Annotated in this window: 23 protein-coding genes and 2 pseudogenes; 11 read left to right on the top strand and 14 right to left on the bottom strand. The window is 42.5% G+C overall.

Going from position 1 to position 26,751, the window contains the following annotated elements; genetic code table 11:
• Window positions 1-29: 29 nt before the first annotated feature.
• From AC4E8A_RS03220 to AC4E8A_RS03205, 4 genes and pseudogenes are all read left to right on the top strand, one after another.
• Complete coding sequence (locus AC4E8A_RS03220; protein WP_490196763.1) at window positions 30-461, top strand: hypothetical protein; 432 nt, start codon at window positions 30-32, stop codon at window positions 459-461.
• A gap of 768 nt (window positions 462-1,229) precedes the next feature.
• A complete protein-coding gene (locus AC4E8A_RS03215) occupies window positions 1,230-1,775 on the top strand; it encodes a GNAT family N-acetyltransferase (protein WP_490196762.1) in 546 nt (181 codons plus the stop codon).
• Between the two features lie 186 nt (window positions 1,776-1,961).
• Entirely contained in the window at window positions 1,962-2,471 is a 510-nt protein-coding gene (locus AC4E8A_RS03210) for a GNAT family N-acetyltransferase (RefSeq protein WP_490196761.1), read from the top strand.
• A gap of 133 nt (window positions 2,472-2,604) precedes the next feature.
• A pseudogene (locus AC4E8A_RS03205) lies at window positions 2,605-2,796 on the top strand (type II toxin-antitoxin system death-on-curing family toxin); the annotation flags it as partial.
• Window positions 2,797-3,732: 936 nt separating this feature from the next.
• Here AC4E8A_RS03205 and AC4E8A_RS03200 read toward each other — a convergent pair.
• The 10 genes from AC4E8A_RS03200 to AC4E8A_RS03155 all read right to left on the bottom strand — a co-directional run bounded on the left by AC4E8A_RS03200 (window position 3,733) and on the right by AC4E8A_RS03155 (window position 15,502).
• The gene (locus tag AC4E8A_RS03200; protein WP_490196760.1) at window positions 3,733-5,142 is read right to left on the bottom strand and encodes a VWA domain-containing protein; all 1,410 of its coding nucleotides are present in this window, start codon (window positions 5,140-5,142) and stop codon (window positions 3,733-3,735) included.
• A gap of 206 nt (window positions 5,143-5,348) precedes the next feature.
• Window positions 5,349-6,020, bottom strand: coding sequence for a 5'-methylthioadenosine/S-adenosylhomocysteine nucleosidase family protein (locus AC4E8A_RS03195; RefSeq protein ID WP_490196759.1), 672 nt, complete (start codon window positions 6,018-6,020; stop codon window positions 5,349-5,351).
• Between the two features lie 366 nt (window positions 6,021-6,386).
• Window positions 6,387-7,025, bottom strand: coding sequence for a lysozyme inhibitor LprI family protein (locus AC4E8A_RS03190; protein ID WP_490196758.1), 639 nt, complete (start codon window positions 7,023-7,025; stop codon window positions 6,387-6,389).
• A 529-nt stretch (window positions 7,026-7,554) separates the two neighbouring features.
• Window positions 7,555-8,349, bottom strand: a complete 795-nt coding sequence (locus AC4E8A_RS03185) for an SDR family NAD(P)-dependent oxidoreductase (RefSeq protein WP_490196757.1) — start codon at window positions 8,347-8,349, stop codon at window positions 7,555-7,557.
• A gap of 95 nt (window positions 8,350-8,444) precedes the next feature.
• A complete protein-coding gene (locus AC4E8A_RS03180; protein WP_490196755.1) occupies window positions 8,445-9,467 on the bottom strand; it encodes an AraC family transcriptional regulator in 1,023 nt (340 codons plus the stop codon).
• Between the two features lie 457 nt (window positions 9,468-9,924).
• Window positions 9,925-11,646, bottom strand: coding sequence for a hypothetical protein (locus AC4E8A_RS03175; protein WP_490196754.1), 1,722 nt, complete (start codon window positions 11,644-11,646; stop codon window positions 9,925-9,927).
• A 33-nt stretch (window positions 11,647-11,679) separates the two neighbouring features.
• Complete coding sequence (locus AC4E8A_RS03170) at window positions 11,680-13,008, bottom strand: hypothetical protein (RefSeq protein WP_490196752.1); 1,329 nt, start codon at window positions 13,006-13,008, stop codon at window positions 11,680-11,682.
• A gap of 362 nt (window positions 13,009-13,370) precedes the next feature.
• Window positions 13,371-14,114: a PH domain-containing protein gene (locus AC4E8A_RS03165; protein WP_490196751.1), complete on the bottom strand. Its 744-nt coding sequence runs from the start codon at window positions 14,112-14,114 to the stop codon at window positions 13,371-13,373.
• A gap of 583 nt (window positions 14,115-14,697) precedes the next feature.
• Window positions 14,698-15,072 carry a hypothetical protein gene (locus AC4E8A_RS03160; RefSeq protein WP_490196750.1) on the bottom strand — a complete coding sequence of 125 codons (375 nt, stop codon included), beginning with the start codon at window positions 15,070-15,072 and terminating at the stop codon, window positions 14,698-14,700.
• A 160-nt stretch (window positions 15,073-15,232) separates the two neighbouring features.
• A complete protein-coding gene (locus AC4E8A_RS03155) occupies window positions 15,233-15,502 on the bottom strand; it encodes a hypothetical protein (protein WP_490198973.1) in 270 nt (89 codons plus the stop codon).
• 519 nt (window positions 15,503-16,021) lie between these two features.
• Between AC4E8A_RS03155 and AC4E8A_RS03150 the strand changes: the two are divergent.
• A pseudogene (locus AC4E8A_RS03150) lies at window positions 16,022-17,193 on the top strand (IS3 family transposase).
• Between the two features lie 158 nt (window positions 17,194-17,351).
• Here the strand turns inward: AC4E8A_RS03150 and AC4E8A_RS03145 are convergent.
• Genes AC4E8A_RS03145 through AC4E8A_RS03130 form a run of 4 tightly spaced genes read right to left on the bottom strand, consistent with a single transcriptional unit; the run spans window position 17,352 to window position 20,933 of the window.
• Complete coding sequence (locus tag AC4E8A_RS03145) at window positions 17,352-18,830, bottom strand: PH domain-containing protein (RefSeq protein ID WP_490196749.1); 1,479 nt, start codon at window positions 18,828-18,830, stop codon at window positions 17,352-17,354.
• Window positions 18,827-19,309 carry a PH domain-containing protein gene (locus AC4E8A_RS03140; protein WP_490196747.1) on the bottom strand — a complete coding sequence of 161 codons (483 nt, stop codon included), beginning with the start codon at window positions 19,307-19,309 and terminating at the stop codon, window positions 18,827-18,829. The genes AC4E8A_RS03145 and AC4E8A_RS03140 overlap by 4 nt, the downstream gene beginning before the upstream one ends.
• A gap of 11 nt (window positions 19,310-19,320) precedes the next feature.
• Window positions 19,321-20,247, bottom strand: a complete 927-nt coding sequence (locus tag AC4E8A_RS03135) for an ABC transporter ATP-binding protein (protein WP_490196746.1) — start codon at window positions 20,245-20,247, stop codon at window positions 19,321-19,323.
• Entirely contained in the window at window positions 20,247-20,933 is a 687-nt protein-coding gene (locus tag AC4E8A_RS03130; protein ID WP_490196745.1) for an ABC transporter permease subunit, read from the bottom strand. The genes AC4E8A_RS03135 and AC4E8A_RS03130 overlap by 1 nt, the downstream gene beginning before the upstream one ends.
• 168 nt (window positions 20,934-21,101) lie before the next feature.
• Between AC4E8A_RS03130 and AC4E8A_RS03125 the strand changes: the two genes are divergently transcribed.
• The 6 genes from AC4E8A_RS03125 to AC4E8A_RS03100 all read left to right on the top strand — a co-directional run bounded on the left by AC4E8A_RS03125 (window position 21,102) and on the right by AC4E8A_RS03100 (window position 26,745).
• Complete coding sequence (locus AC4E8A_RS03125) at window positions 21,102-21,812, top strand: response regulator transcription factor (protein ID WP_490196744.1); 711 nt, start codon at window positions 21,102-21,104, stop codon at window positions 21,810-21,812.
• Complete coding sequence (locus tag AC4E8A_RS03120) at window positions 21,809-23,533, top strand: sensor histidine kinase (protein ID WP_490196743.1); 1,725 nt, start codon at window positions 21,809-21,811, stop codon at window positions 23,531-23,533. Before AC4E8A_RS03125 ends, AC4E8A_RS03120 begins: the two co-directional genes overlap by 4 nt.
• Before the next feature lie 105 nt (window positions 23,534-23,638).
• Window positions 23,639-24,106: an NUDIX hydrolase gene (locus AC4E8A_RS03115; protein ID WP_490196742.1), complete on the top strand. Its 468-nt coding sequence runs from the start codon at window positions 23,639-23,641 to the stop codon at window positions 24,104-24,106.
• Between the two features lie 418 nt (window positions 24,107-24,524).
• Complete coding sequence (locus tag AC4E8A_RS03110; RefSeq protein ID WP_490196741.1) at window positions 24,525-24,926, top strand: YwqH-like family protein; 402 nt, start codon at window positions 24,525-24,527, stop codon at window positions 24,924-24,926.
• Entirely contained in the window at window positions 24,919-25,080 is a 162-nt protein-coding gene (locus tag AC4E8A_RS03105; RefSeq protein WP_490196740.1) for a DUF5344 family protein, read from the top strand. The genes AC4E8A_RS03110 and AC4E8A_RS03105 overlap by 8 nt, the downstream gene beginning before the upstream one ends.
• Window positions 25,081-25,209: 129 nt before the next feature.
• A complete protein-coding gene (locus AC4E8A_RS03100) occupies window positions 25,210-26,745 on the top strand; it encodes a T7SS effector LXG polymorphic toxin (RefSeq protein WP_490196739.1) in 1,536 nt (511 codons plus the stop codon).
• The last annotated feature ends 6 nt before the right edge of the window (window positions 26,746-26,751 follow it).

Raw genomic sequence — 26,751 nt, 5'->3', positions numbered from 1 at the left:
GTAAACAGAAAGTAGAAGGGGGAGCCGCTATGAAAAAGACCGTTTCTATAGTAGTAGGTGTTTTCATTCTAATGATCCTATTGGCAAACATCCCGAACATAATAGCCTATACTGCTTTTTATTCATACGATAAGAACAAAGAGATTACCACTGAAACAAGAGTTGTTACCTTTGGAGAAATATTTGAGACTCTGCATCAACAACGAGGGTTGTCCCAAGAGTTACGTCACTCTAAAAAATATAGGCTGATAGGCGATGAAGTGCAGAAAGGACTTGATGAGGCTGCAACACACGAAATGTTTCTAGAAAACCAATCTGAAATTCATTCAATCAAAGTTGAACTCCCCATAACCACTTACAAAGATGACGAAAAGACAATTGAATTTATTTCTGGAAAGGGCAAGGTGTTAGAGGTATTAGAGAACGGTCAGTGGAAAGAGTTTAGTGGATCTTTAAATTGAAGTAGAAAATTGAGGACAGAGAGACCGGTTCCTTATCCCTCCGTTTTAAAATTTCTTGATCACAATGACTCAATCTTTATGTGGACATATAAGGATTATCACGCCAAAAAGATTCTCAACAAGCTTCTCACAGTTCACCTGCCCCTAAAGCATAAGGGAGGGTAGATTCAGGATGAGTTTGAATATAAAAATCTTTGTAGTTTTCTTACCGCTTTTATTCATAGTATTAAGTATCCTGAGGGGTTCAGGAAATCTGAATGAACAAACGGGATTAATAGTTGTCTTTCTATCTGCTCTGACTGGTTTAGTGGTAAATAGATTTAATAATAAAAATAAAAAGCACTAAATAAACTTGCGCGCTAAGTTCAAATAAAGGAAGGATTGCTGAGTTTGCACTTGGAAGAGGAGGACTTAACATGAAAAAGAAGACTTGTTCAGTCTTGTCGGGAGTTTTTTTGTAATAGCTATTTTGCCACTAATAGCTGGTTTAACCAATTGGGGTAATGGCCTATATGTTGCTGTATTAGATATAAGCATCTTTACACCATTGGTTTTCGGTCTGTTAGGCTTAATTTTTGCTTTTATTGGGATAAAAGGCAAGATTAAAGTCAGTCTTGTTTTGGTGAATGTTTTAGGTATTTCTTTATCATTATTTCTAGCCTTTATAGCGTTTTTGGGTTTTAAACAACCATAATAGGCGTTTGCTGAATACGCTAGTTTCTTGAAATTTTCAATAGTTCAAAACAATCAGAAAAGGGAGCTTGGAATATGAATAGTGAAAATAAAATCAAAATTGTTTCATTGACAGATGAGTTAATAGACGACATCAATAAGACAAATGATCATTTTACGTTATTTGGCAGAGTTGTCCCCAGTTTGCAATCAGGCAAATGGGCTTATAAAGAGGTCCTTTTTGATGAGACGAGAGAAACACGTTTTCCAGATGACAAACTGGATTGGAGCCAATATATCAACCGAGAGAATCGAGCCTTGTTTTTAGCTTATCTGAATGATACCTGCATAGGGCAGATCAGGATTGTTAAGGATTGGAATCACTTCTGTTATATCGAAAACATTGCTATGAAGAAAGATTATAGAGGAAGCGGGATTGGGAAGCTGCTTTTAACTAAAGCGGAAGAGTGGGCAAAACAAAGGCAGCTTATAGGCATGTCGCTGGAAGCACAAGACGATAATCTTGGAGCCTGCCGATTTTATGCGAAACATGGATTCATACTGGGCGGGGTTGATACATTGAAACAGTCTTATAATCCGAATATTGAAGCCACACTGTACTGGTATAAGTTATTTAAGTGAATGGGGCTTTTCGCTGGACGAAAACTATATGGTATACAAAAATGAAGATCACGGAAAGTATAAACTCTCGTGCGTAATCGGTAACGAATTACATTAAATATTTCATAAGTGATAACAAACGATGAAGTTCAATACCCTTCCCATTGATAGATCACTTATATACTGTACGAAAGGCTGGAATACATTATGGCAAAAAAAGAAGCACCGATAATTCAAACAGAACGATTGATTTTACGTCCGAGAGCGGAAAAAGACATTCCCAATATGCTTAAAATGTTTAAAACTGATGAAGTAAGAGAATTTCTGGGAAGTAATCCCCCTCGTGATGAACACTCCATGTTAGAAATGGTAAGGAACCGTACTGAAACAAAATGGACGGTCGCCTTAAAAGATACTGATGAATTCATCGGCGATGTAATGATTCCGGAAATAGCAGAAGATTATCTTGGAGAAATTGGTTATCGCTTCATGAAGGAACATTGGGGAAGCGGTTTTGCGTATGAAGCGGTTTCCGCGGTCATTGAGCATTGTAAAAGCACAGTAAACCTTAAACGCCTATCTGCTACTATAGATAATAAAAATGTGAAGTCCAAAAAGTTAATTGAAAAACTCGGATTTACTTTGGTAGCGGTGTTGCCTGAATCAAATTTACGCGGCAGAGTTGCCGATGTAGCTTACTATTCTCGTCTAGTTTAAGCATCCTTATGCTCTCCTGAGAAGAGTGAACAAACAGGGGCGTGTTTAAATGGAGGCTATTTTGGGTCAAGCGATAGGAATTTAGCGACGAGGATTAGGCGGGAAGATATGAAAGCCTGGCAAAAACCATGCATTCCATAGAGCCAACAAGCGGACAGCATTGGCTAGTCTGAATATGTTTCTTCGGCAAAACAGTTATAAGTTGACCGTATCTCCCCAAGAAACGGAAGTTTTTACCGTTTTCATGGCAGGAAAGAAAAATCCCCCACTTCCCTTTGAGGATATAGTCTGCTGGATTGAAGATCACTCCATTCCGTACTCATAGAAAATTTCCACCTTACTCTTATTCATAACCCGTTCAGTACAGAGGGAGAAACCAATAATTTGAAAGGTAATTTGCGGTACAATTTGCATAGCATTTTGTATCGCCTTTTTTATCGGCATATCAATAGTTTCGGTGTTTTTTCGCTTATTGCTGCATACTGATTTGCAGGCCAATTTGCACTACCGCATAAATTTATGTGGTGTTGCAAACTGGTCTGCATTTTATGTTACAAATTTGTCCGCGGATTCGTTATTGCCAGATACAATAGATGGGAAGAGAAGGGGAATAACCAGTGGGAGAAAAATAAGGGGAGATTTTACCGTTAGATGTAGAGTAGACGTGGTTTTTGCGGAAAATAAGGGGAGTTTTTCCCTTTATACAAAGCAAAGCTGCCTATTTTCACGTTTTCTGAGTCAAATAAGAGGAATTTCTCCCTCTATTTAAGCTGTTTTCAATACGATTTGCTAATTAAGGATAATTTTTCCCTCTATAAACCTCAATTAGCAAAGAACCTGGTTTCATTGCTGAAGAATGTAAAGTTTAACGGGAAACCGGCTGTGCAACCGATCTGGGGCTTAATTGAATAACGCATAATAGAAGTGAGGAGCTGCAAGGTCGTTGGCAGCTCCTCTTTTTTGTGCAATTTTTCATACATATTACACTAAACTCAACTAAAGGATGTTAAACCCAACGGCCCAATTAGCCTGGCCAGCATTTTTTAAGGGTGATTGGCGCATTCAAATAAGGAGAAAGGTCATGTAATAACACTTCGCATGAATTTGATACCATCGTCATTACCCTTTCGATTCAGTTACTTACAAGGAAGGAGACAGATACTCCGCTTTTCCTCACATAAGATAATGAGCAGTCTGCTGGTGTGTTCTCTTCCCTTTTTTCTTATTCAACTTTGAACAGAGGGACATCCCCCTGCCACTCTTAGCTTCCTTCATCAAATTTTTCTTCCATTTCTTTTCTGGTGTTATTGAAGGTGCCTTCGATTTCGCCGAATTTTTGCTGGTACAAGCTGTCTTTTTCGTGGTACATGGTGTTATAAAAATCTTCGAGTGCGTTAAATACATTTGAATATACTTCATCCCCAAGGAGTTCCTGCCGATTGAGTTCTATCAGGACTTCTCTCCCTGTATCGAGGAAGGCGCCCAGACGGCTGACGGTTTCATCATTCAGTTCACTTAGGCGTTTTTGGTCTTCATGAAGCTGGTCTGAGCTTTCCTTGGAATTTTGCTTGAACCAGTCGCTCCATTGGCCGATTGTATCAGTTGATTCCTGGAATTCCTGATCAAGTTCCTGCTGTGTCTTGGAGTTGATGTACCGGCCATCCCCGCTTTTGGCGATGCTTTCCAGCTCTGAAGCATCTTCCGGTGTTACAGCCAGGCCGATTACGTTGATGATGGGCTCGATGGTAGAACCGGCAAGATTTTTTGCTGCTTCTGCCGGATTGCCATCGCATGTCTCTTTTCCATCAGATACCAGATAAATCACATTTGTGCTGTCTGTCTGCTGTTTCAGTTTCTCCCCAACCTGCTCGAGTGACTTGCCCATGGACGTCCAGCCGCTGGGATTAATGCTTTGCAGTTCTGATGAAAATTGGTCTTTTTCATAGCTGCCAAGAGGATAGACCTCTTCAATTCCGCTGCAGCTCAGTTCCTTATCATCGTCATTCCCGGTCCCTTTATGTCCATAGACCGTTAAGGAGACCTGAGCATTTTCCGGGAGATTGGATGTGAAATCCTGTATGGATTCTTTTGCCATATCCATTAAGGTTTTGCCGTTTTGTACGGCTTTCATGGAGCCAGACGCATCCAGAATGATGGCGATGTTGATTTTCTCCTTCATTTCCCGTCCGTTCAGTTTAATACTTGATTGCGCTTCCACTTCTTCGAGATTAATCTTTCCTCTTGGCTGAAACTCCGACATGGGAGGCAGGTCAGGAAAAAAGGAATCTGATATGAATTGTTTGATTAGATTGGTCCTGCTGTCATCTTCTTCATTTAAAATAGATTTTAGCAGCACTGCAACGGATGAATTCAAATCGTCTTCGGAAAGGCCTTCATCTTCAATTTTCTCCCACCAAATGCCTTTTTGCTGTTCTTCTGCCTCTGCAAGCGAACTGGGAAAAGCAAAAGCATCTCCGCTTCCTTCAAAGGCTTCCGGCCAGACCAGATCAGTTTCCTCTTCGGCATCTCCAGATTGCTCATTTGCATTTGCAGTCTCTTCATTCTTCACCTCGTCCTGCTTCTTTTCCTCACTTGCAGCACCCTTTTGATTGGAGCTGCATCCAGCTGCAAACAGGATTAAAAACAACACGATGATTTTCAGTGATTTCATTGCCCTCTCCCGCCTTTTTTCTTTAAAATATGCTCTATTTATTTATAAACAAAGGGAGGGTTTATTTCCATTTTTTAGTTCTGGATAAGGGTAAATTAGGTAAAAAGACTTGTATGGGACGATGGGAGGGACAGGTTCCTTGTCCCTTCAACTTGTTCCTTTATATGGGGCTGTATACCCGTCCCTCTGTCCCCCTCTATTAACGTTTAAATAAATCTATTTAAATACTCGCCAAATATTTTGTTCATAACTTTGGGGGTGTTTTCTAAATAAATATTCATTTGTTCACTATTCGATTCGAATTGATCAGAGTTACTTTCTTCCGTTGGAAAATCAGATATTCCTTTTATAATAATGCACTCCACATCATTCTTCTTACAGATATAAGCAATTGCACCCCCTTCTGTATCGGCAATTATTATTTTGTTTTCTTTAAGTTCTAAATAGTCCTTCCACATAACCACTGCTTTATCAGCGGTGCCAATAGTTCCGGTATAAAAATCATTACCATATTTCGATAGATTAATATCGACTATGAAGGATTGTTTAATAAAGGGCTCAATTTCTTTTACTGTGCAATCATATTGAACGGCTTTATCGGGTACAAAAATATCCAAAACACTGAACTTATCATCTATTCCCGCACATGTTCCGGCAACGATTACTTTCGTTAAATTAAACGTAGAAATCATATACTGATTACCGCCAACACCATTTACTTTTCTTACACCGGTACTGTAAAAAACAAGCTCAGTATCATTAATGGTTCTCATGAAATACTCGCCATAAGGATAACCGAAACGTTCATTTTCATTTATGCTGAAATATTCCAATGCCGCTTCATATTCCCATTTTGTTGCTATACTTACTCCTATCATCGACTTATCACCCTTCAAATATATTATTTCACTATTGAATATCTATATCACTTTCATCACATCTCTCTGTACTCTAGAAAGACGTAGGGACAGGCCCGTTGTCCCTCCCATATTAAATCTCGTAAAGACTGGAGCATAAGAATATATTGCTTAGCACTTTCCTTTAATATTGCCTTCTGAAAAAGGGACAGTTCACCTGTCCCTCTGTCCCTTGTATACGTTTTAGGAGTGAAAGAGTAAGTTGCAATACTGTCGCAGCCAGCACTCCATAGTAGAATCAAAATAATAAGATGTTTTTTAACGCTTTAAAGCACGAAAAGGGACAGTCCCTCTTCGTGCTTTAGAGTGTTAAAGTGAATTCAACTTTCACCCCATATAGTGTGCTACCAGATAGTAGGCTCTCTCCTTTGTGAGCGTTGCCTGGGTGGCTACGTATTCCAATGATTCTGTCGTACCGCCTTCATACTTCAATGACGCTTTCTTAGCCTCTGCATCTCTTTGCTGGACCCACTCCCGCTGCTCATCCCGGAGCGTATCCATCTCTTCTTTGCTAAGTTGATCTTCTAACGTTCCGTAAATTTCATTCAAAGCTTTATCCCACTTCGCATATCTTTCCTGCTCTTGTTCTTCCATTCCGGCCGTTGTCTCTTTAGCTTCTGCGTTTTTATCTTCTTCTTCCATCTTGTTCAGTTTAGCCAGATATTCTGATTTCATGCCGCCATCAGCAGCATCAGCTTCATTATTGGCTTGAGCTGTTTCATCTGAGTCGGAAGCATCAGAAGTACCATCTTCCTCCGATTGTTCCTCATCTAACGCAGCAGATTCTTCTGTTTTTTCATCATCTATATCGGTATTCATTGAATCGTCATTTTCATTTTGAGAAGTACTATTGGATTTATCCTCGCTTTTGGAATCAGCATTCGACTTTTCAGAAGAATTACCACAGGCAGCCAATAAAAGAAACAACATCGATATCATCACTATTAATAGATTTCGTTTATTCATAATTCATCCTCCTAAATAGTGTCCAAATGGTACGAATACCAAAAAATCAAGTTTAGTCAGCGTGGTTTATAAAATGCTGCTGTTTGAAGTGTTTTAACATATGAAATTCACACTATCATCCCTAAACATCACTTAAAAAAACCACCTCCCATTGTCCATCTTCAGGGAACTTGGAAATCAACCAACAAATGTAATACTAACATAAAATTGGATGGGTGTTCGTCGCTGAGTGGTATTATCTAAAAGATCTGAAAGAAATTATGTGAGAGAATGTGAAAAACTAACAGGGTATTATAGGAAAACCATTGATTTTTTGTGTTGATATGTCTATTGGAAATAATTTCATGAATTTCTATAATGTAAAAAGAAGAATCCGCGCTTTGAAAGGGCAAAAAAAGGGTGGGAGGGAAGGTGTGGGACGGGGGGACAGGCCCGTTGTCCCTCCCATAGTAGAAATAGTTCACACTCTCCTTTGATAAGGTCTTCCTGAAAATGGGAAAGTTCACCTGTCCCTCTGTCCCCGAAAGTGCTAGAAGATAGTCGGTACCATGCCTCCATCCATACGAATTGGAGAACCTTTAAAGGCGGAAGCAAAAGGGCTGCATAGAAAGGTAGTTAATCTGCCTATTTCAGCCGGCCTGATAAATCGTTGTATTTCAGACTGAGGCAGATTTTCAGTCATAAACTCTTTCTCTTTTGCTGAAAAAGGCATATCTTTATTTGGGTACATCCCCTCGATTATATGATGCACATTTTCAGAGAGTGTTGGTCCCGGCAAGATGGTATTGATTGTCACTTCTTTTCCTATTGTTAGTTTGGAGAGACTTTTTGACAATGATAGCAGCATGGATTTTGTTATACAATATTGAGGCATTTGTCCAGATGGCATAACTGCTTCTTCACTCGCAATAAAGATCACTCGGCCAAAATTATTTTTTATCATTTTAGGCAAGTAAAATTTGGATAATCCATTTGCTGCAAGGACATTGGTACGGATATACTTTTCCAATACTTCATCATCCACGTCCTCATACTTCATCATTTCATAAATTCCCATATTGTTAACTAAAATATCAATTTGGGGATGTTTTTTAAATAATGCTTCCCGTTGTTGATTATCTACAATATCAGCAGCAGCATTTTGAGGGAAGGTATCAGGGAACTCTACCTTGATTTCATTTACAGTTCGTTCTACCTTTTCGTCATTTCGTCCATTGATCAGTACATTGACACCTTCTTTTGCAAGTTCAATGGCAATTGCCTTACCGATCCCTCTTGTAGAACCAGTGACTAATGCTGTTTTATTTTTCAAGTTCATCTCCATAATACAGTGCTCCTTTTAGATTGAAAGATATTCCGTTTCTTTTGTCGTTCTTATTACGTTATCCTGCTGATGATACAGTATCGAAAAGTAAACTATCATTTTATCAAGTTTGCACCGAGATGTTCAGTACGCCATTTTAAAGGGGTAGCACCTTCCCATAAGTGAAAAGCGCGGTAGAATGAGTTTTGGTCTTCATATCCAATCAAAAAGGCAACCTCTTTAATATCCAACGACGGATCTGCCAGGTATTCTCTTGCCTCCTCATGTCGAACTTTTGCTAACAAATGCTTGAAGCTTGTCCCTTCTTCCGTAAGCCGCCGCTGCAAGGTGCGGTCACTTATCCCTAACTCGCCCGCAATAGTCTGAATGTCGGGGCGGCCCCCCGCTAAGCTGCGTTTCATGATCCACTTGACCGTCTCGGTAATGGAAGGACTGTGAGGCTGTTCATTCAGCGACTGTTCCAGTACGGGAGTCAGTATCTCCAGTAATTCTGCATTGTACGAGACAAAGGGCTGATCCAGATCTGCTCGATGTATAGTCAGCCTGTTACAATTTGCCCCGGTTTGAATTCGGCAGCCGAAGTAATCTTCAAGTATCTGCAAGTCGCCAATTGAATCGATAGAAAATTCCACTAACATTGCTGACAAAGGTTGCCCTGTGCCCCGGCGCCCCAGTTCGAGAAGAAATGCCAAAGTAATGCCAATCAATATAGACAGACCCGGTTGTTCACTATGTAATGTTTTGATTTCAATCGTACAGAGTTCACCTTCCTCGGTGATATGTAAGCTTTCAGGCGGGCAAAGCTGTTTGTACTTGGCCATTCGCTTTAAAGCATCACGGTAGTCACGAGCGTGATAAGTTGCTAAGACAGTCGGAGGGAAATGATCTGTTTCAAAGGATGTCGCAAGCTTGATGATTCCTTTGGAGGGATCACCAATAAGGTCGGAAAAAGCCTGCCAGATTGCAAAATATTGGGCTGTGGTGACAAATGGCGCAGAAACAATGGAGACTGGCAATTGTGCTTTTCGAAGTACCTCGTTTGCGACTATTTCCAATTGACGTAATCCTGTCCAAAATCCTGCAGGGATTTTTATACGATCAGCGGTATTGAACGTCATACCTATCGGCCTCCTTTATCTATTTTCATTTGTAGATTAGCGTGTTCTTCTTTGCTGATAGTACAGTTTAATAGTAACTCTCCAACGATGCTTTGTAACTAGCGAATGGCGACAATACACTTGCTAACTGCGCCAAATTCTATTCAAAACGACAGCATTATATATAAAAGCTCTATCTTATTTTCCGCTATTCAGCAAACAAAGCGTAATTTTGAATAAGTAAGATAAGAAAATAACAGATTTATAAGCAGAGCAGTACAAGAATAAAGGCCAATTACTTTTCTTATTCAAAGAATCGTGCTTAATCTTGAGGAGGCAGAGCTTCCATTGTATTAATAGTTTTTCTGGAGTAGGGACGGGGGGACAGGTTTCTTGTCCCTTTGGCCCTCATTGACTGCTGGTGTGAAGACACAAAAAAGGAATGACCCGGGAAGGTCATTCCTTTTTTAATAGATCACTATTCTAAATCTATTCCTTCATCAGTGGACTCGATCATTGTATTTAGACCCAGGTCAGTTGATAAACCAAGACTTAGCTTCGAGTCGGATGAATCTTCGTTGTCAACTTGAGAGTAACTGGCATCTGCCTCTACTCCAAGGTTTGTCAAAAGAGAAGATTCGTCTTCTTCAAAAAGGAAATTCAGGGCAGAAGCTGTATCTGCATTCAATCCAGTATGGACAGAATCTTCTTCATCACTTTCCATTGACTCGAACCAAAAGCCTGCTGTTGTATCAGTCAGGAAATCAGCGGAGCTGTCTTCACCGTTGTTCATGAATCCTGCCATTAGATTCCCCATAGCTTTAGTCTCAAATTTAGAAGAATCGTCTGTGTTCTCAGAAACAGCCCATAATCCTGCATCGGCGTTTCCGAATATAGTTGATGTCTCTTCATCTTCTTTATCTTCTGAGAATAAAACGAAGTCATTATTGGTTTCTGTTCCGAATTCTGTTTTGGAAGAATCATTTTCTCCATTTTTTTCTGTGATTACCCAAACATTTGAATCTGTGTTGGCATCAGCGCCAGCTTCATAGTCGTCGTTTGAAACAGAAGTTCCTAAATCAGAAGCTGCTTGTCCAGAAGTTTTAGAGTAAAAAGATTCACTTTCTTCATTGTACACAGTTTCATTCGTAACACCTGCATCCGTTTCTGCATCCACTTCTGCCGACTCGCCTTCGCCTTCAAGAGAAGCGTTCACGTCCTGGGAAGCATCCGCTTCCGTAGTGGAAGCTACTTCATCTTCATTCACTACTGTATCGTTCATAACACCTGCATCCGTTTCTGCATCCACTTCTGCCGACCCGTCTTCGCCTTCAAGAGAAGCGTTCACGTCCTGGGAAGCATCCGCTTCCGTAGTGGAAGCTACTTCATCTTCATTCACTACTGTATCGTTCATAACACCTGCATCCGTTTCCGCATCCACTTCTGCCGACCCGTCTTCGCCTTCAAGAGAAGCGTTCACGTCCTGGGAAGCATCCGCTTCCGTAGTGGAAGCTACTTCATCCTCATTCACTACTGTGTCGTTCATGACACCTGCATCCGTTTCCGCATCCACTTCTGCCGACCCGTCTTCGCCTTCAAGAGAAGCGTTCACGTCCTGGGAAGCATCCGCTTCCGTAGTGGAAGCTACTTCATCCTCATTCACTACTGTGTCGTTCATGACACCTGCATCCGTTTCTGCATCCACTTCTGCCGACTCGTCTTCGCCTTCAAGAGAAGCGTTCACGTTCTGGGAAGCATCCGCTTCCGTAGTGGAAGCTACTTCATCCTCATTCACTACTGTGTCGTTCATGACACCTGCATCCATTTCCGAATCCACTTCTGCCGACTCGTCTTCGCCTTCAAGAGAAGCGTTCACGTCCTGGGAAGCATCCGCTTCCGTAGTGGAAGATACTTCATCCTTATTTTCCTCAGATGTGACCTCGGTTTCTGTGTCCGCATCGGTATTTACTTCAATGCTGCCCTCATCAGAATGGCTGGAATTTCCAAGCAGACCATCTGTATCAAGTACGTTGATTCCGTCTGCCAAACCACCTTCAGAATTTAAAAGATCGATACCTTCCAGAAGCTGGTCTTCATTATGGCTGTCATGACCTGCGGCTAGACTTGTTTGTCCTCCAATTGCTAATCCTGCTGCTAAACTGCCTGTAACCACTAAAGTTCTAAATACATTTTTTTTCATTTTTTAATTCTCTCCTTTTTAAAAGTTTTTGGGTTATATACTTTTTAAAAGAAGAGAATTTCGCGGCGGCTGCGCCGGTGGTGCGTTCAACCACTGATCATAATAGATTTTTTCATGACCGTGGGAACTGATCTTTTGAAAACGGATCCCGTTCTCATTTTGTGTCCCCAGCATCCAGATTGGGCTGGCTCCTGTGGTTTGCTGCCCGTTTACCTGAGATGATCCTGCAGGCTGGCTGGTTGTATTTGGCAAGATAGGCTCCCAGTTCCTGCTGCTGTTATCTGCAGGTACTTTGCCAGGAGCGGCCTCTCGGGACGGTTCTGCATTGTCATAGCTCTCCTGATGTTTGGGAGGTGCTTGCTCAGGAATACTATTATTCGTCAATTGCAGCACGGCCTTTGACTCTTGAGTTGCCTTATGGGTTTTGGCAGCCTCGCCTTTGGCTTTTGCTGCAGTTTTATCCTTATCCATATCAGTAGTAATAACTGCGTCCTTATCAGTAGTAGTAATTTCATCTTTATCAGAGGACTGCTTTGGATTAGGCGAAAGGTCCTTCTCACTCACTGGTTCTGTGGTATCAAGGTCCTTTTCTTTAGTTTCATCTCCATCTGCCACTATGCTTCCTGTGTCTTTGACAGTGTCGTTTACAGTAGAAGCGGTGTCATGGATTGTGTCAGTTGTATCGTCAACGATGTCTGTTGCAGAATCAGTGGTCTCTGTTACAACCGTATTTGCTGTATCGGCCACCGTTTCGACAGTCCCGTAGACCGTGTCAGTAAGATTTTCCGTTGTGTTTTTTACTATTCCAGAAACATCTTCTGACGCATCGTTGCCGATATTTCCCACAGAAGATGTCAGGTTTTCCGTTACCTTGTTTACAGTGTCAGTCACCACTTTTGTTGTATTGGAGAGAGTATCGGTAGCTGTTGCCTGATCAGCTGTCCGAGTGACCTTTTCCGTCGTTTCAGATAAAATCTTTGAAGCGGGTTCAGTGGTATTCTTAACTGTTTCAGATAATGTGCCGGCTGTTTTGCCTGAAGTCTGATCTACTGTGTATGTAACAGCTTTTGCAGTATCTTTAACGGTATCGGAAACAACTGTTGAACCAGCTTTGACTGTTTCGCCAGCTGCCTTGGAAGCTTTATCAAGTGAATTTGATAGATCTAACTTCTTTACAGCCTTTTCCACTTCGGATGCATTATCCATTTCCTCGTCAGGAACCGGAACGGCATCTTTCCCTTTCTCCACAGTGCTGCTCAAGTTGTCAGAGATAGTCGTGAGTAAGCCGTCTTCAGCGGAAGCCAAAACAGGGCTGCTGACAATTCCGAGGAAAAGCAGGGCCTGTATAAATCGTCTTGGCACGGTTTCTCTTCACCTCCTTCTCACTATCGTCTTTTCGATTTTCCCTAATAAAAAGAATTCAAACAATCTTTCGACGAGCTAACGGAACTAGTTAAGGTTTGGATCACTCTATTGAAAAATTTTTTTAGCAGAACGATATATTGGAAAAATGAATTAAGTTAGGGTGGATTCCAGAATAATCAACCTGTGTCACCCGGAACATCAATTGTTTGTCCAAGTAAACTGGCTAATGAAATGATCATTGCCAAAACCTCCTTCCCCTAAAAAAAGACTCATCAATCGATGAGTCTTTTGTGCTTCTGTATATTGCTTCTGGAAAGCACGGGGACGCTTGCAATTGAAACAAGAGAACCGTCCCCCTGTCACACCCGCCTGCCCAAATACCAACGATAAAACTCTTCCCCAACAGAAAAAGGGATGTCCCTGATATCTTCGACCCGGATCGGTTTGGCCCGGTTAATGGTCGAGATGGATGCGGCTCCGATCAGTTTCTGCAGCCGTGACTGGCTTACCTCTATTTCAATCACTTTTTCCCGCTTCGTATAGAAGATCGACGATTCAAAGAAGCCTTTCTTGAATTGAACAAAGTTGTCGCGCAGGAGATAGCCGGTGTGAAGGAAATTCAGCCATCTCCACACCAAGATCGCAATCAACAGGACGATCGATACGTAGATCCATGAGCTGGCTATCCCAAAGACCGCCGGCTTTAACCAGAAGAGCGCCCCTGTGGCGATCACCCAAATCCAGCTGGGCTGGATCAATCGGATCACCAGTGACTTTAACGGAAGCGGGTTCATCTTCTTCTCCACCTGATAACCCGGCAGAAGTTCCGACACCAATTCATATGCCCGCTCAATCGGGAGGAATGGATAGAGCGACTTGATATCCGGACTGTCTTCAGAAATCACGCCTTGTCCGATGCTGATCAGCTCGACCTCGGTCATGCCGAACAACCGCTTGGTCAAGGACTGCTTCAGCTCCACCGCCTGCACTCTTTCCTTCAAAATCGAGAAGCTCTGCAGCTCGATGACCCCGTTTTGGATGTAGATCCGATCCTTGTCGGAGGAAAGCTCGTATGCGCCATATTTCAGGTACGTCCTGACCATTCACGGAGGGAGAAGAAACAGGTTCCTTATCCCTCCAATATCCCTGAATACGGGAAAGATCACCTGTTCCTCCGTCCCTTAATCTACCGACATTGTAAAGGTGGTATTAGGCTATTATCGTTATGTAATTGCTTCCAAGCCTTACAAACACTTTGACTGAAGACACAGATTGACGATATTCAATCATAGTAAGTGAGGTAAGTCTATTTCTTTCTAGTTACACCATTTCTTTCAGAGCGTATAGTATAAATAGAGGGTATTACAATACATAAAAGGCAAGTTGTAAGAAGAACAATTAATAGAAAAGTACTATCAAATTTATACGTAAAAGATCCAATTAATATAGTCTGGCAAAAAATAAAAAGAGAAAGAAAAATACTAGTCACTCTATTAACTTTATGTCTGCTCCTTAATTTAAAATTAATAAGAACAAATATCAAACTTAGAATAAAAATAACAAGCATAAAATTAAACGAAGTTGTCATTGTACACCTCCTCCAAAATTATTTTCACCTTGCTTAAGTAACAAAGCAAGGTGAAAAGGTAACAAATTTTTGTTGCATTTTTGGTTTATATCAAAAGATTAGTCCCAGGCTTTATATACACAACGGGAGACAGAAGAAATCATAAAGCCGCCGTTTAGTGCTAGACAAGGAATACATGGGACGATTAACATACACGCACCTTCGCAAGCGAGCATGACTGCAGCTCCGACCACAGTAGGTAATTCCATACACTTGAAGAATTTTGTCCTATTTAATCCTGCAATCTCGAACGGTGGATTTTCTCTATACTCTTTTGCTGTCATGAATGGTGTATCTACTATTTGATTTGTTTTTACTTCACCATTCATGGAAACAATCACGTGAAAAGTCCCTTCTTCTGATTTCTTTACAATCGTTTCTGAATAAGTGGATAATGAAAAATCTTTTGTGAAGTTAAGTACAACATTGCTCATTTCATGATAATCTTTTTCCACAATCGGTACAGTAACAGTGAAGAGACTCTCTCAAAAGTAGTGGTTACAGCCGTAATTCCTGAAAAATCGAGAAGATCTTTCGAATCAATTTTCACTTTACCAGAATTGATTTGTTCTAATGCCAAATCTTTAAACTTTTCTAGCTCATTTTATTATTTAAAATAGCTATCCTTAAATCAAATAGCTTTTTAACTAATAAGAATGCAGGATGAGTAAATGTTTCATATTTATTGTTGATTTCCTCATAGATTGAATGAGATTCTTCAAAATCTGAATGTTTAATTGCACTATACAAACGATCAATATCATCTTTGAACCTAGGAACTAATTTAGAAGAATCACCTGCTCGCTCCATGTCAATATTGAGTTTCTTACATAGAAGTGCCAGTATCTCAGGGCTGGGTTCCATTTTCCCGTTCTCTACTTTACTGAGATAAGAAATAGAACACACTCCATAGGCTAAAGCTGATTGAGTAATTTCTTGTCTTTCTCTCTCAAATCTAATCTTCGTTCCGAAATTTACTGTATCGATCCCCCTACACCTCCCTAACACCTAATATTTTAACATATTTTGTAATTTCAGGTTAAAAATTAATCAAACGGTATATAAATTAAACTTCATAAAATAAAGTGATAACTTATTTTACGATTATATTTCTCAACATATTAAACTTGCAAAATAAGAAAGTGGCTCAAAACAACATAAAGAATAGAGTTTTAAAAAAATTCACAAAACAAACAAATTCTAATCCCCAAAAATCCCAAGCATTTTCTCAACTTTGAAGTTTCTACAGTACTTTCTATCTATAAATATTAAGCAGCACACCGAACATCCACTACTTCACTAGGGTATACTGGACACGTTGAATTGGGAGAAATGCATGTATAATAGAACTAACATGTAAACCAATGAACGGGAGTGTTTAGAATGACAAAAAGAACCTATGATAAAGAATTTAAAATTCAAGCAGTTAAATTGGCCAAAGGACGTGTGAAAGCTGAAGTAGCTCGGGAACTGGGATTGGCTGAACAAACACTTCACAACTGGATTAAAAAATATGCTGAAGAAGAGAAGCCAGTTTTGTGGGCAGTGGGAATATGAAGCCTGAAAAGCAAGAAAATGCCAATCTTCAGAAACGAATTAGAGATCTGGAAGAAGAGAATGCCATCTAAAAAAAAGGCTATGAGCATCTTTGCCAAAGACCCGAAGTGATTTTTGGGTTTATACAACAGCACCGACACGAATTTCGTGTGGCAAAGATGTGTGACGTCCTCGGTGTTTCAACAAGTGGCTATTACCTTTGGCTGAAAAGAGAAAAAAGTGAACAGAAGAAAAGGAAAGAAAGATTAGCGCGCAAAATTCGGTTTATCTTTTATGCTTCACGTCAAAATTATGGCAGCCCCAAAATTACTAAAGTCCTTCACTCTAAAGGAAACAAGGTCTCAGAAAAGACTGTAACAAGGATCATGCAGGAAGAAGGATTAAGGTCAAAAGCAGTGAAGAAGTACAAGGCGACGACGAATTCGAAGCACTCTTTTTCTGTGTATTCCAATCTCTTAAATCAACAGTCTAAGGTAAATCATCCAAGTCAGGCTTGGGTGGCAGACATTACGTATATCTGGACAAAAGAAGGCTGGTTGTATCTGGCGACTATTATGGATTTGTTTTCCAGGAGAATTATCGGCTGGCAAATGAGCCATCGTATGACAAAGGAATTGGTTATGGTGGCGTTAAAGCGAGCCATCACAGCACAACCACCTACTCCAGGGTTAATTCATCATTCAGATCGGGGGAGCCAGTATACCTCGCATGATTATCAGGCTTTACTGCGTGCCAATGGAATGTACACAAGTATGAGTCGAATAGGGAACTGTTACGACAATGCTTGTATAGAGTCTTTTCATGGTGTTATTAAACGTGAGCTCGTCTTCCATCGTAGATTTACAACACGAGAAGAAGCAAAACAGGAAACCTTCGAGTACCTTGTCCATTTTTATAATGCAGAGCGAATTCACTCTGCTTGCGATTACCTCTCTTTGCTTGACTTCGAACTTAAGTATTACAGAGAAAGAAAAGATAACCGATTGGCCCTCATGTAAGAAATCGGGGTTCCTCCCTGATTTCTTACATGAGGCCACCAAGCGCGTTAGCGCGGTAGGGAAAAGAGGGAACTACTCAATTTAAAGTGTCCATTTTCTTGACAGAGTATCATTCTTTATTTAAAAAGCTCCTGCCCCCTCATATTAGAGTACGGAGTTCAGGACTTCCTCCCCAAATACCAAGAATAAAATTCCTCAGCAACGGTAGATGGAATATCCCTTACGTCCTCCACCCGGATCGGTTTGGCCCGGTTGATGGTCGAGATGGACGCTGCTCCGATCATTTTCTGCAGCCGTGACTGGCTTACCTCTACTTCAATCACCTTTTCCCGCTTCGTATAGAAGATCGACGATTCAAAGAAGCCTTTTTTGAATTGAACAAAGTTATCACGCAGGAGATAGCCGGTGTGAAGGAAATTCAGCCATCTCCACACCAAGATCGCAATCAACAGGACGATCGATACGTAGATCCATGAGCCGGCTATCCCAAAGACCGCCGGCTTGAACCAGAAGAGCGCCCCTGTGGCGATCACCCAAATCCAGCTGGGCTGGATCAATCGGATCACCAGTGACTTTAACGGAAGCGGGTTCATCTTCTTCTCCACCTGATAACCCGGCAGAAGTTCCGACACCAATTCATATGCCCGCTCAGTCGGGAGGAATGGATAGAGCGACTTGATATCCGGACTGTCTTCAGAAATCACGCCTTGTCCGATGCTGATCAGCTCGACCTCGGTCATGCCGAACAACCGTTTAATCAAGGACTGCTTCAGCTCCACTGCCTGCACCCTTTCCTTCAAAATCGAGAAACTCTGCAGCTCGATGACCCCGTTTTGGTTGTAAATCCGATCCTTGTCGGAGGAAAGCTCGTACGCCCCATACTTCAGGTACGTCCTGACCATTCCCAGGATGGCGGATACAATCAACAAGCCGATCAGCACAATCGTGAAGGTCAGCGGAGACTGCGCGATCCATGAGAAGATGCCCTTCGCCTCCTCGTCCACATTCCAGATGTCACTGATGTTCGAGTAAATCGAAAACAGCAGCGGAATCAGAAACAGAAAGCCCAGCGAGATGAAGGACGCTTTGATGGTATCCTTCTTGGTCGGGCGGAAGTGAAGGGTCCTTTCGCTCGGCAGCTCGGGCTCAGCCACCTGCCCTTCCTCTGTTTCCTCCAGGACTGCTTCCTTTTCTTCCTTATTCGCGGCCATCTTCTCCAGCTTTTCCGCTTCCTGGAGAGTCAAAGCCTCGAATTTAACGGATGCATCTTCCCCTGCTGCCGCCGTTTCAAAATGAAGGGCTGTCAAACCGAACATTCGGTGAATGACGGACACGTGGCGGTTCACGTTTTGAATCTTTGAAAAAGCCACCGTCTGTTCAGATCTGAATAGGACCCCTTTATTCAGGTAGAAAGCCTTTTTATCATAAGCATACGTCTCAAACAGCCACTTCAATGGAATGGCCAAAAGCGAGACTCCGATGACGATCAGCAATCCCCACCTCGCATAATAGACGAGGGCTGAGTCGGATCCTGCCTTGATGACGAACAAAAATAGCACGAAGAAGAAAGAACCGCGGATCAAGCTCCAGAGCTGAAGGACCATCATGAGTGGATGATAGCGCTTTGGGGTACTCATTGCTCCACTTCCTTGACCTTGGCGAGATGAGCGATGGTATTCCTGATTTCGACAGCCATCTCCTCTGACAAGGCGGGTATCTCGTGAGTCGATCCCATCGTTTCAATCCCAATGGAGCGCAGCCCGAATTTACAGAGCAGAGGCCCTTGCGAAGTCGATACAGCCTGGATTTTGGTCATCGGCACCAGGTGATGCTGCTCCTGCCAGAAACCCGATTTCAATTGTAAAAATTCTTCATCAAAATCAAACAACCAGCTTCTGTACAGAAACTTGGGCTGGAAAAACGACCAAATGAAATCGATGACAGAATAGACTGCCAATGCAATCAGGATCCAGCCTATCCACTCTGTCCATTGGAACCGGTGATCCAGGTAAAACAGAACCCCAAGGACGACAAAACCGACAACACTTGAAATGATATTGCGGACCAGCCAGACCCGGACAACCTCTTTCGCTAATTTCTTCTTCGGCATTTCCATATTCTTTTCTCCTAACCGTGATGTGAATTTTGTTGTTCATCGAGGAAGATGTCCTCCAGTGACGGTTCCTCAACCTCCACGCGGTAGACATCCACCTTGCACTCGTTGCAGGCACGGATGATTTCCGCAATCTTCTTCTCCTGTTCGACGGTGATGTGGATATACCTATCCTGAATCTTCACGTCTTCCCCCGCACTTTCCAGCCATTGTGTCAACCGGGCTTCTTCTGATGCCGGGATGCTTCCGTGCTTGATTTTCACGACGATCCTGGATTGATAGAAGGACCTCAGTTCATCCATCGACCCTATTTTTACGATCTGTCCCTCTTTCATGATGGCAATCCGGGAGCAGAGCTTTTCCACTTCACCTAAGTTATGGGACGTCATGAACAGCGTTTTTCCCTGTTGGTGCAGTTCGCGGATCAAGGTATGTATGTGGACAACCGATTCTGCATCCAATCCGGATGTCGGTTCATCCAGGAAGATCAATTCGGGATCATGGATGATGGCCTGGGCAATGCCGAGCTTCTTTTTCATCCCGAACGAATATTTTGCGACCTTTTTAGCGGCATCGGTTTCCAGTCCCACTTTTTTCAGGACATCCAGGCACCTTCCAGTCGATGCTTTTTTCCCCGACACCTCTGATAAAAATTTTAAATAACCGATCGCGGTCATCGAACCGTCAAAGCTGGTGTAGTCCGGCATGACCCCGATCCGCCTTTTGACGTCATCATTCACTCCGGCCGTGCCAAGCAAGGAGAACGAACCGGCGCTTGGGTGGATGATCCCTGTCAGCATATTGATGAAGGTTGATTTCCCTGCGCCGTTCCTGCCGAGGAACCCAAAGATCTCCCCTTTTTGGACAGACAAATCAATTCCTTTTACCACCTTCACTCTACCATACGTTTTAACCAGCTGTTTGGTTTCAATTGCAGCCATCAGCACTCTCTCCTTTTAAACACAAGATGGGATATCACGACCATGACGGCGGCCAGCGGGAAGATCATAAAGAACATATAATCCTCTTCCAAGTAATAGAATGGCGTCAAATATTTCAGCCAGCTCACGTACCCATTGCTGGTGAATGCCAACCACAGGCTGACAATCGGAAACGCCAGGCCGATGACAATGCTGAGAAACATTGTGAATGCCGGCTTCGGGATAACAGTCGACAGCAGGATGGTCAACGCAATTTGATAGAGTAACAAACTCATTGTCTGGAAGAAGCTGAGGGGGTCCATGGTTCCTGTCATGAAAAAGATGATCAGGAAGGACGCGGTGACACACACCAGCCAAAACAGCACGATGCCGGAAAACTTTCCAAGCAGGATCGACAGCCTCGATGTCCTTGTCACCAGGAAGCGGATTGTCCGGTCATGGGTTTCCCTGTTCATCGCATCATGCGACAGCCCCATCACAAATAGCTGCCCCAGAAAAAGCAGCAAGGCCAATAATCCCGCGTATTCGATCTTATCCGCATCCTCAGCTGAGAACTCCTCCAGCGAGAGCAGCAGATTCGAAAACTTTGCAGAATAGTAGGACGTTACAACCAAAATCACAATAATGATAATCGATTTGATTCCTTTAAATAGTTTCAGAAATTCTCTCTTTCCAATGGCAAGCATACCTTATCTCCCTTCAATATGAACACGTTTTTCTGTGATATCCTGATCATACATCGGGTATCTTAAGCCTTGCGAACCTCTTCCTTAATTTTACCTTAATTCCTACTTCCCCTTAAAAATAATTGATATGATGGAGCTATAAATTCAGCAAGAATAGGAGATTACAAGATGCATGACAGCAAGATTCTGATTGTCGATGATGAAGTGTCCATTGTCCAGATGCTCACGACCATTTTAAAAAAAGAACAGTTTACATACATCGATTCCGCCCATAACGCGGAGGACGCATTGGCCCGCTGCAGTGATAAAAGATATGATCTGATCCTGCTGGACGTCATGCTGCCGGACCGGAGCGGCTTTGAAATCTGTCCGCTGATCAGGGAAACAACCGATGCCCCCATCTTTTTCCTGACTGCCCGCACCACCGATCTGGATAAGCTGTCAGGCTTTGCTTTAGGGGCGGATGACTATATCACCAAGCCGTTCAATCCGCTGGAAGTCGTAGCGCGGATCAAGGCGCACCTCAGGCGAAAGAGCGGCGGCACTTCCATGAAGCCTAAAGTAAAAACGTATCAATTCGGCGGTCTCATCGTCAATACCTCTTCCGGGGAAGTAACGGTAAATGGCAGGAAAGTCGAACTGCCGGCACAGGTCTATCAGCTGTTGATCTTCTTCTGCAAACATCCCAACCAGCTGTTCAGCAAAAATCAGCTGTATGAACAAGTGTGGGGCGAGGAATTCCTTGGCGAGGATAATACGGTGATGGTGCATATCCGGAAGCTCCGGCAAAAAATCGAGGAAAACCCAAGCGATCCCCGGTATATCCTGACGGTCAGAGGATTGGGTTACAAATTCATCCCCCCACGGAGCACAGAATGAACATCCATAAACGATTTGTCGTCCAGCTGTTTCTTCAGCTCATGCTCATCTTCTTCCTGATCGGCGCGCTGCTGTTCTTCCTTTTCGGGATCATCGGCTACTTCCTTTCCGACAGTGAAGCAGAACATGATTTGTCCTTGGCGGAAGACTATTTTATTTCGCAAAATATTACAGTCGAAAATGGAAAAGCAGACATTTCCGACCGTTTGAAGAAGCTCGCAGGAGAACAGCATGGCCGCCTGCTGGTCGTATCAAAGGATGGAGAACTTCTCGGCGGATATCCGGAGCTGGAAGAGTTCCCTTCCACTTTTAATGAAGGAGAACTCGCCGGCCTGGTGCTCGAAAACGACCCAACGCTCGACTACTCCTACTGGCGGCTGGATGAGACCGATCCTGATGGCCCACTGGTCTTCTTCAGGGAGGAAAATGGCGAGTCGCTTCTTCTCGATTCAGTGAAACAGCATGTCGATTGGAGGCAGGGAAAGCTCGTCTTTCAGGAAGGTGTCCTTTCGGAGCTGCAGGACAAAAACGCCTGGGTCCAGCTCGTGAACAACTCGGGGGAAGTGATCGACAGCTATAATGCCGGGAATAAGCCCAAGACGTACTCTCATCAAGAGATCCTGTCCATGACGGAATCCAAGGAAGAATCCGTTTCTTCCTATTATGATGAAGGTTCGCAGCAGACCATTTTGATGGGGATGCCGCTCAAGGACATGGCGGCTACATTGGAAGAGAAAATCGACAACAAGATTGGAAACAGCATCATCATTGTCTCCGTCCTGCTCTTTCTACTGCTTCTTCTCATCACCTTCTGGTATGCCCGCAAATTCGGCAAGCCCCTGATGACCATGATGCAGTGGATCGAGAAGCTCGGGAACGGCGTCTACGAACAGCCTGTCAACCACGTCGAGCAGCCTCTCCTTTTTAAAAAGAACGGAAAGATCAAACGAAAATACAAGCTGTATCAAGAACTGATCATGAACCTTTCACAGCTAACGGAAACCCTGAAAGACAACCAGGATCAACGCGAAAAAATCAAAGTGACCCGCGAGGAATGGATCAGCGGCATTTCCCATGACCTGAAAACACCCCTCTCCTCCATCGCCGGCTACTCCAAGATGCTGGAGTCGAAGGAGTATCACTGGTCCCAGGAAGAAGTGCGGGAATTCGCCGAAATCATCGGCAGCAAATCGTCCTATATGAAGGATCTACTCGATGACCTGACGCTGACCTACCGCATCAAAAACGGCGCTTTGCCGATCGTCCGTGAAAAAATGAATGTAACCGAACTCATTCGCAGGACCATCATCGGCTATATGAACAACCCGGACTACAAAAAAATGAACATCGATTTCCAGGCAGAAGACGAAAACGTCACAGCATCCGTCGACCCCAAATGGTTTCAACGGATCATCGACAATATCGTCGAAAACGCCCTGAAATACAACCCGGCAGGAACGACCGTCACCGTCTCCCTTGCCGTCATCGAACAGCACCTGCGCCAGATCACCATCTCGGATGACGGAATCGGCATGGACCAAAAAACCGTCAACAGCCTCTTCCAGCGCTACTACCGCGGCACCAACACAAGCGACTCCGGAAGCGGAACCGGCTTGGGGATGGCCATCACAAAGCAGCTGATCCAGCTTCACAAGGGAAGCATCAATGTGAAGAGCACGCCGGGGGAAGGGACTTCGATTCGGATTTTGATGCCGGTTTAAGGGACGGAGGGACAGGTTCCTTGTCCCTCCGTCCCTCAGTCCCTCAGTCCCATTGCCAGTGTAATTAAAAAAGGTAAAATTTTCATATAGAATTGAGGAGAATGGATGTCTCAAGATGGAATTGTCTTAATAGCAAGTGTATCAATCTTTGATAATGATAAAGTCTTAATGATAAAAGAGAATAAACCTACTGCAGTCGATAAGTGGAACTTTCCGAGTGGGCATGTAGATTTTTCTGAGGACATTCTTTACTCAGCTCGAAGGGAAGTGAAAGAGGAAACGGGGTTAGAGGTAAAACTGATTGGCACGACTGGAGTCTATAATTTTATCAGTAACACGAACCATCAAGTAATTTTATTTCATTTTATTGGTGAGGTTACTGGAGGTACATTAAACCTTGAAGAAGATGAAATTACTGACAGCCAATGGATAAAAGTTAACGACCTTTTAGCCTTTGAAAGCGAGGATTTACGAGAACCGCATGTAATAAAGCAGATAATGGATAACTTAGTAGAAGAAAACGTATATTCAATTAATATATTTAATGAGCAGCTTTTTAAAAGTTCTACCTGAGCTAACAGACGCTTTAATGAGGAAGAGGGACAGTTTCACTGGCTCTCTGTCCCTACTTTCAGGGTTCCTATAAAGTAATTTTCATTTTCCTAGGCACCGTTACCCTTAGTGGTAACCCCATAAATAGTACTTCTCTCCTTAACCGTACTCTCCATAGAAAACCGACTCCACCCATACTGTTCATCCACCTACCAACATCCAAATATCCCCACGCAAAAGTCCGATTTCCCTCTTCAAGAACCGTCCACCTCACCTCCTTATCTTTAATAAAAAGGAATTTCTTTTACATTTTATGGGTAAATTTTCGTTGTATATATCCTCTAAAAAGACAAAATGCTTAGTTTACTGTCGCAAATATGTGCTTATTTTCCTATTACTTTCTTAAATTCCATTTGGTACCATTTTTACTGGAAGAATTATGACATTTTTTTGTAAGAAGATGAATCTGATGTCATACCTATCATACTTACAATCTCAACTCACAGAAAAAAAAGAGCAGGTTAACCGCTTAGAATCGAGTATACGAGAATTAGAGAAAATACAAAATGAGTTCGTTCACAACCGACATTCCATAAATGATCCAGAGCTCTCCTCACATACGTGGAAGGGCCAGTTAGCAAATGCATTTCAAGAGTATCGTGAAGATCTTTCTTTGAGCTACAGGGATCTTTATCAATTGCAATTAAGTGAGGCTATTACGATCTTTGAAAATAAAGTCACTACGCTCCATTATGAGATACAAACATTGCAGTACAACATCTCTCAAGAGGTTTCCAGAATAAACGAGGAAAAGAGAAAAGGAGACGATCACGTTGGTTGAAGAACTGAAGATACGTTACAGTGCTGTAGAACAAGCTGTTTCGAATATTGAAAGTGCCGCCGGTTCATTTGATACTGAACTTCCTAAAGATACTGGCAGCGGCAATCGTTTAGACGTTGTGGATCGAATAAATGAACTGAATAATCAATTATGAGAAATCAGAAATCTTTATAAAACACTTTTGGCAGAGAATAATCAATCTGTAAAACAATCATTAATCAGTATGGAGGAAGCAGACCATCAAGTATCTTCCTCTATAAAGCTGCGCTAGGAGGGATGAGATTTGAGAATATTGGATTCACAATCACTACAGAACGGTATTGCAGAATTGATAAACGGGCTTTCAACGGAAGGCAAGCAGATTTATTCCCTTCAACGTGAAATTGAGGCATTTATTCATCTTGACGATTCCTTTGAAGGAAAAGGTGGAGCAGCCATCCGTGCATTCTATGAGGACTTTCATAGGACTCTTCTTTCAGCCTTTTCATTTATATTAGAAGACTTCGAGCGAACCCTTAGCAACATTCAGAGTGCAGCCGGAGACTTAGAGCCCGATGATACCGGGTATATTCAACAATCATTTCTTTCCCATGACCTGAAAGCAGCCTTAAGAAAGGGTGAAAACTTGACACTTGAACTGGTTGATGAAGCTAATTGCACAATCAGGCGGGTGAGTGATATTGTTTACTCACCAACTCTTCAAGAAAACCGGTTTACCACTATTCAACAACAGGCTCAAAACAAAATAGACCAAACGATTGAAGACTTGACTGCATTTGATATTGCCCAAACCAAGGAACTTGATACGGTTGAACAAAATATTCAACTGCTAAAAAAGTATTTATACGAAGTGAACGGGATGTTTAAGAATGGTACATTAAACATTAATAAGTACGACAGTTCCACTCTAGATGATTCGAAACTCCATGAAGAAATAAATTCATTTCAAAAAAACCGAAAAATTTCTGCCGCTTGGGATATGTTCTTCTCTCCATTCGATACGATCAATAGTAAGATGAGCTGGGGGGACAATCTTCTGGCAGGTTACCAAACTCTATCTGTCCTGTCTGCAGGTCTGTTTTCTTCGAAACTTAAAGTACATTATCTTGGCAGCAAACCTACTCTATTGCAAAAACTAAGAGGCAAATATGAGTTCAGTGTCAGAACAGACCCATCCTGGACAAGTAAAGGAAAACACAGCTCCAAGCTGGCGAAAAAAATCCTTACATTTTCAAGAGCAGAAACGCCAAGTAACCCCTTATTAAAACAACTCCATGGATTCGTTAAGACATACGAAAGCCCTGCCCATATATATAAACATGTAGCTGGATTTCCAAAAAACTTCAATAAATTAACCGGAGAACAGTTAAGAAAGAACATATATAACCGTATGACAACAGGTACCAAAGAGGTTCTCGGAAAAACGGCAAGTGCAAAAGGGCTAACGACAGTAGGTAAAAAAATACCTTTTGTTGGAACTGCCGTTTCATTTATAGCAAATGCTGGAGAATTTACATCTTCCGAGAATGCTAATATGGGTTCCAGCGAGAAAATCGGTCGCTTCGTCGGTGGGGTAGGAACAGATTTGGCCGCAATTGCCGCAGGCACTCAATTAGGTGCAACTATTGGGAGTATTGGCGGACCTATCGGAATAGTAGCAGGAGGAGCAATTGGTGGTTTGGTCGGCGGTCTTGCCAGCTCTAAATTTGGTGGAAAGGTCAAGGATTTCACAGGAAAAATAGGTAAATCAATTGGTGAATCCCCTACAGTCAAGAAGATCAGTAAGGTAAAGGACTCTGTAATGAGTTGGTTTAATTAGGAGGAA

This window comes from Bacillus sp. SRL337 (assembly GCF_984799155.1).
Note: the sequence above shows the minus strand (reverse complement) of the source record. Positions and strands in the feature narration are given on the sequence as shown.

Coding starts and splice junctions, on each gene's coding strand:
- AC4E8A_RS03220 (WP_490196763.1), top strand. CDS start 30: ATGAAAAAGACCGTTTCTATAGTAGTAGGTGTTTTCATTCTAATGATC.
- AC4E8A_RS03215 (WP_490196762.1), top strand. CDS start 1,230: ATGAATAGTGAAAATAAAATCAAAATTGTTTCATTGACAGATGAGTTA.
- AC4E8A_RS03210 (WP_490196761.1), top strand. CDS start 1,962: ATGGCAAAAAAAGAAGCACCGATAATTCAAACAGAACGATTGATTTTA.
- AC4E8A_RS03200 (WP_490196760.1), bottom strand. CDS start 5,142: ATGAAATCACTGAAAATCATCGTGTTGTTTTTAATCCTGTTTGCAGCT.
- AC4E8A_RS03195 (WP_490196759.1), bottom strand. CDS start 6,020: ATGATAGGAGTAAGTATAGCAACAAAATGGGAATATGAAGCGGCATTG.
- AC4E8A_RS03190 (WP_490196758.1), bottom strand. CDS start 7,025: ATGAATAAACGAAATCTATTAATAGTGATGATATCGATGTTGTTTCTT.
- AC4E8A_RS03185 (WP_490196757.1), bottom strand. CDS start 8,349: ATGGAGATGAACTTGAAAAATAAAACAGCATTAGTCACTGGTTCTACA.
- AC4E8A_RS03180 (WP_490196755.1), bottom strand. CDS start 9,467: ATGACGTTCAATACCGCTGATCGTATAAAAATCCCTGCAGGATTTTGG.
- AC4E8A_RS03175 (WP_490196754.1), bottom strand. CDS start 11,646: ATGAAAAAAAATGTATTTAGAACTTTAGTGGTTACAGGCAGTTTAGCA.
- AC4E8A_RS03165 (WP_490196751.1), bottom strand. CDS start 14,114: ATGGTCAGGACGTACCTGAAATATGGCGCATACGAGCTTTCCTCCGAC.
- AC4E8A_RS03160 (WP_490196750.1), bottom strand. CDS start 15,072: ATGAGCAATGTTGTACTTAACTTCACAAAAGATTTTTCATTATCCACT.
- AC4E8A_RS03155 (WP_490198973.1), bottom strand. CDS start 15,502: ATGGAACCCAGCCCTGAGATACTGGCACTTCTATGTAAGAAACTCAAT.
- AC4E8A_RS03145 (WP_490196749.1), bottom strand. CDS start 18,830: ATGAGTACCCCAAAGCGCTATCATCCACTCATGATGGTCCTTCAGCTC.
- AC4E8A_RS03140 (WP_490196747.1), bottom strand. CDS start 19,309: ATGGAAATGCCGAAGAAGAAATTAGCGAAAGAGGTTGTCCGGGTCTGG.
- AC4E8A_RS03135 (WP_490196746.1), bottom strand. CDS start 20,247: ATGGCTGCAATTGAAACCAAACAGCTGGTTAAAACGTATGGTAGAGTG.
- AC4E8A_RS03130 (WP_490196745.1), bottom strand. CDS start 20,933: ATGCTTGCCATTGGAAAGAGAGAATTTCTGAAACTATTTAAAGGAATC.
- AC4E8A_RS03125 (WP_490196744.1), top strand. CDS start 21,102: ATGCATGACAGCAAGATTCTGATTGTCGATGATGAAGTGTCCATTGTC.
- AC4E8A_RS03120 (WP_490196743.1), top strand. CDS start 21,809: ATGAACATCCATAAACGATTTGTCGTCCAGCTGTTTCTTCAGCTCATG.
- AC4E8A_RS03115 (WP_490196742.1), top strand. CDS start 23,639: ATGTCTCAAGATGGAATTGTCTTAATAGCAAGTGTATCAATCTTTGAT.
- AC4E8A_RS03110 (WP_490196741.1), top strand. CDS start 24,525: ATGACATTTTTTTGTAAGAAGATGAATCTGATGTCATACCTATCATAC.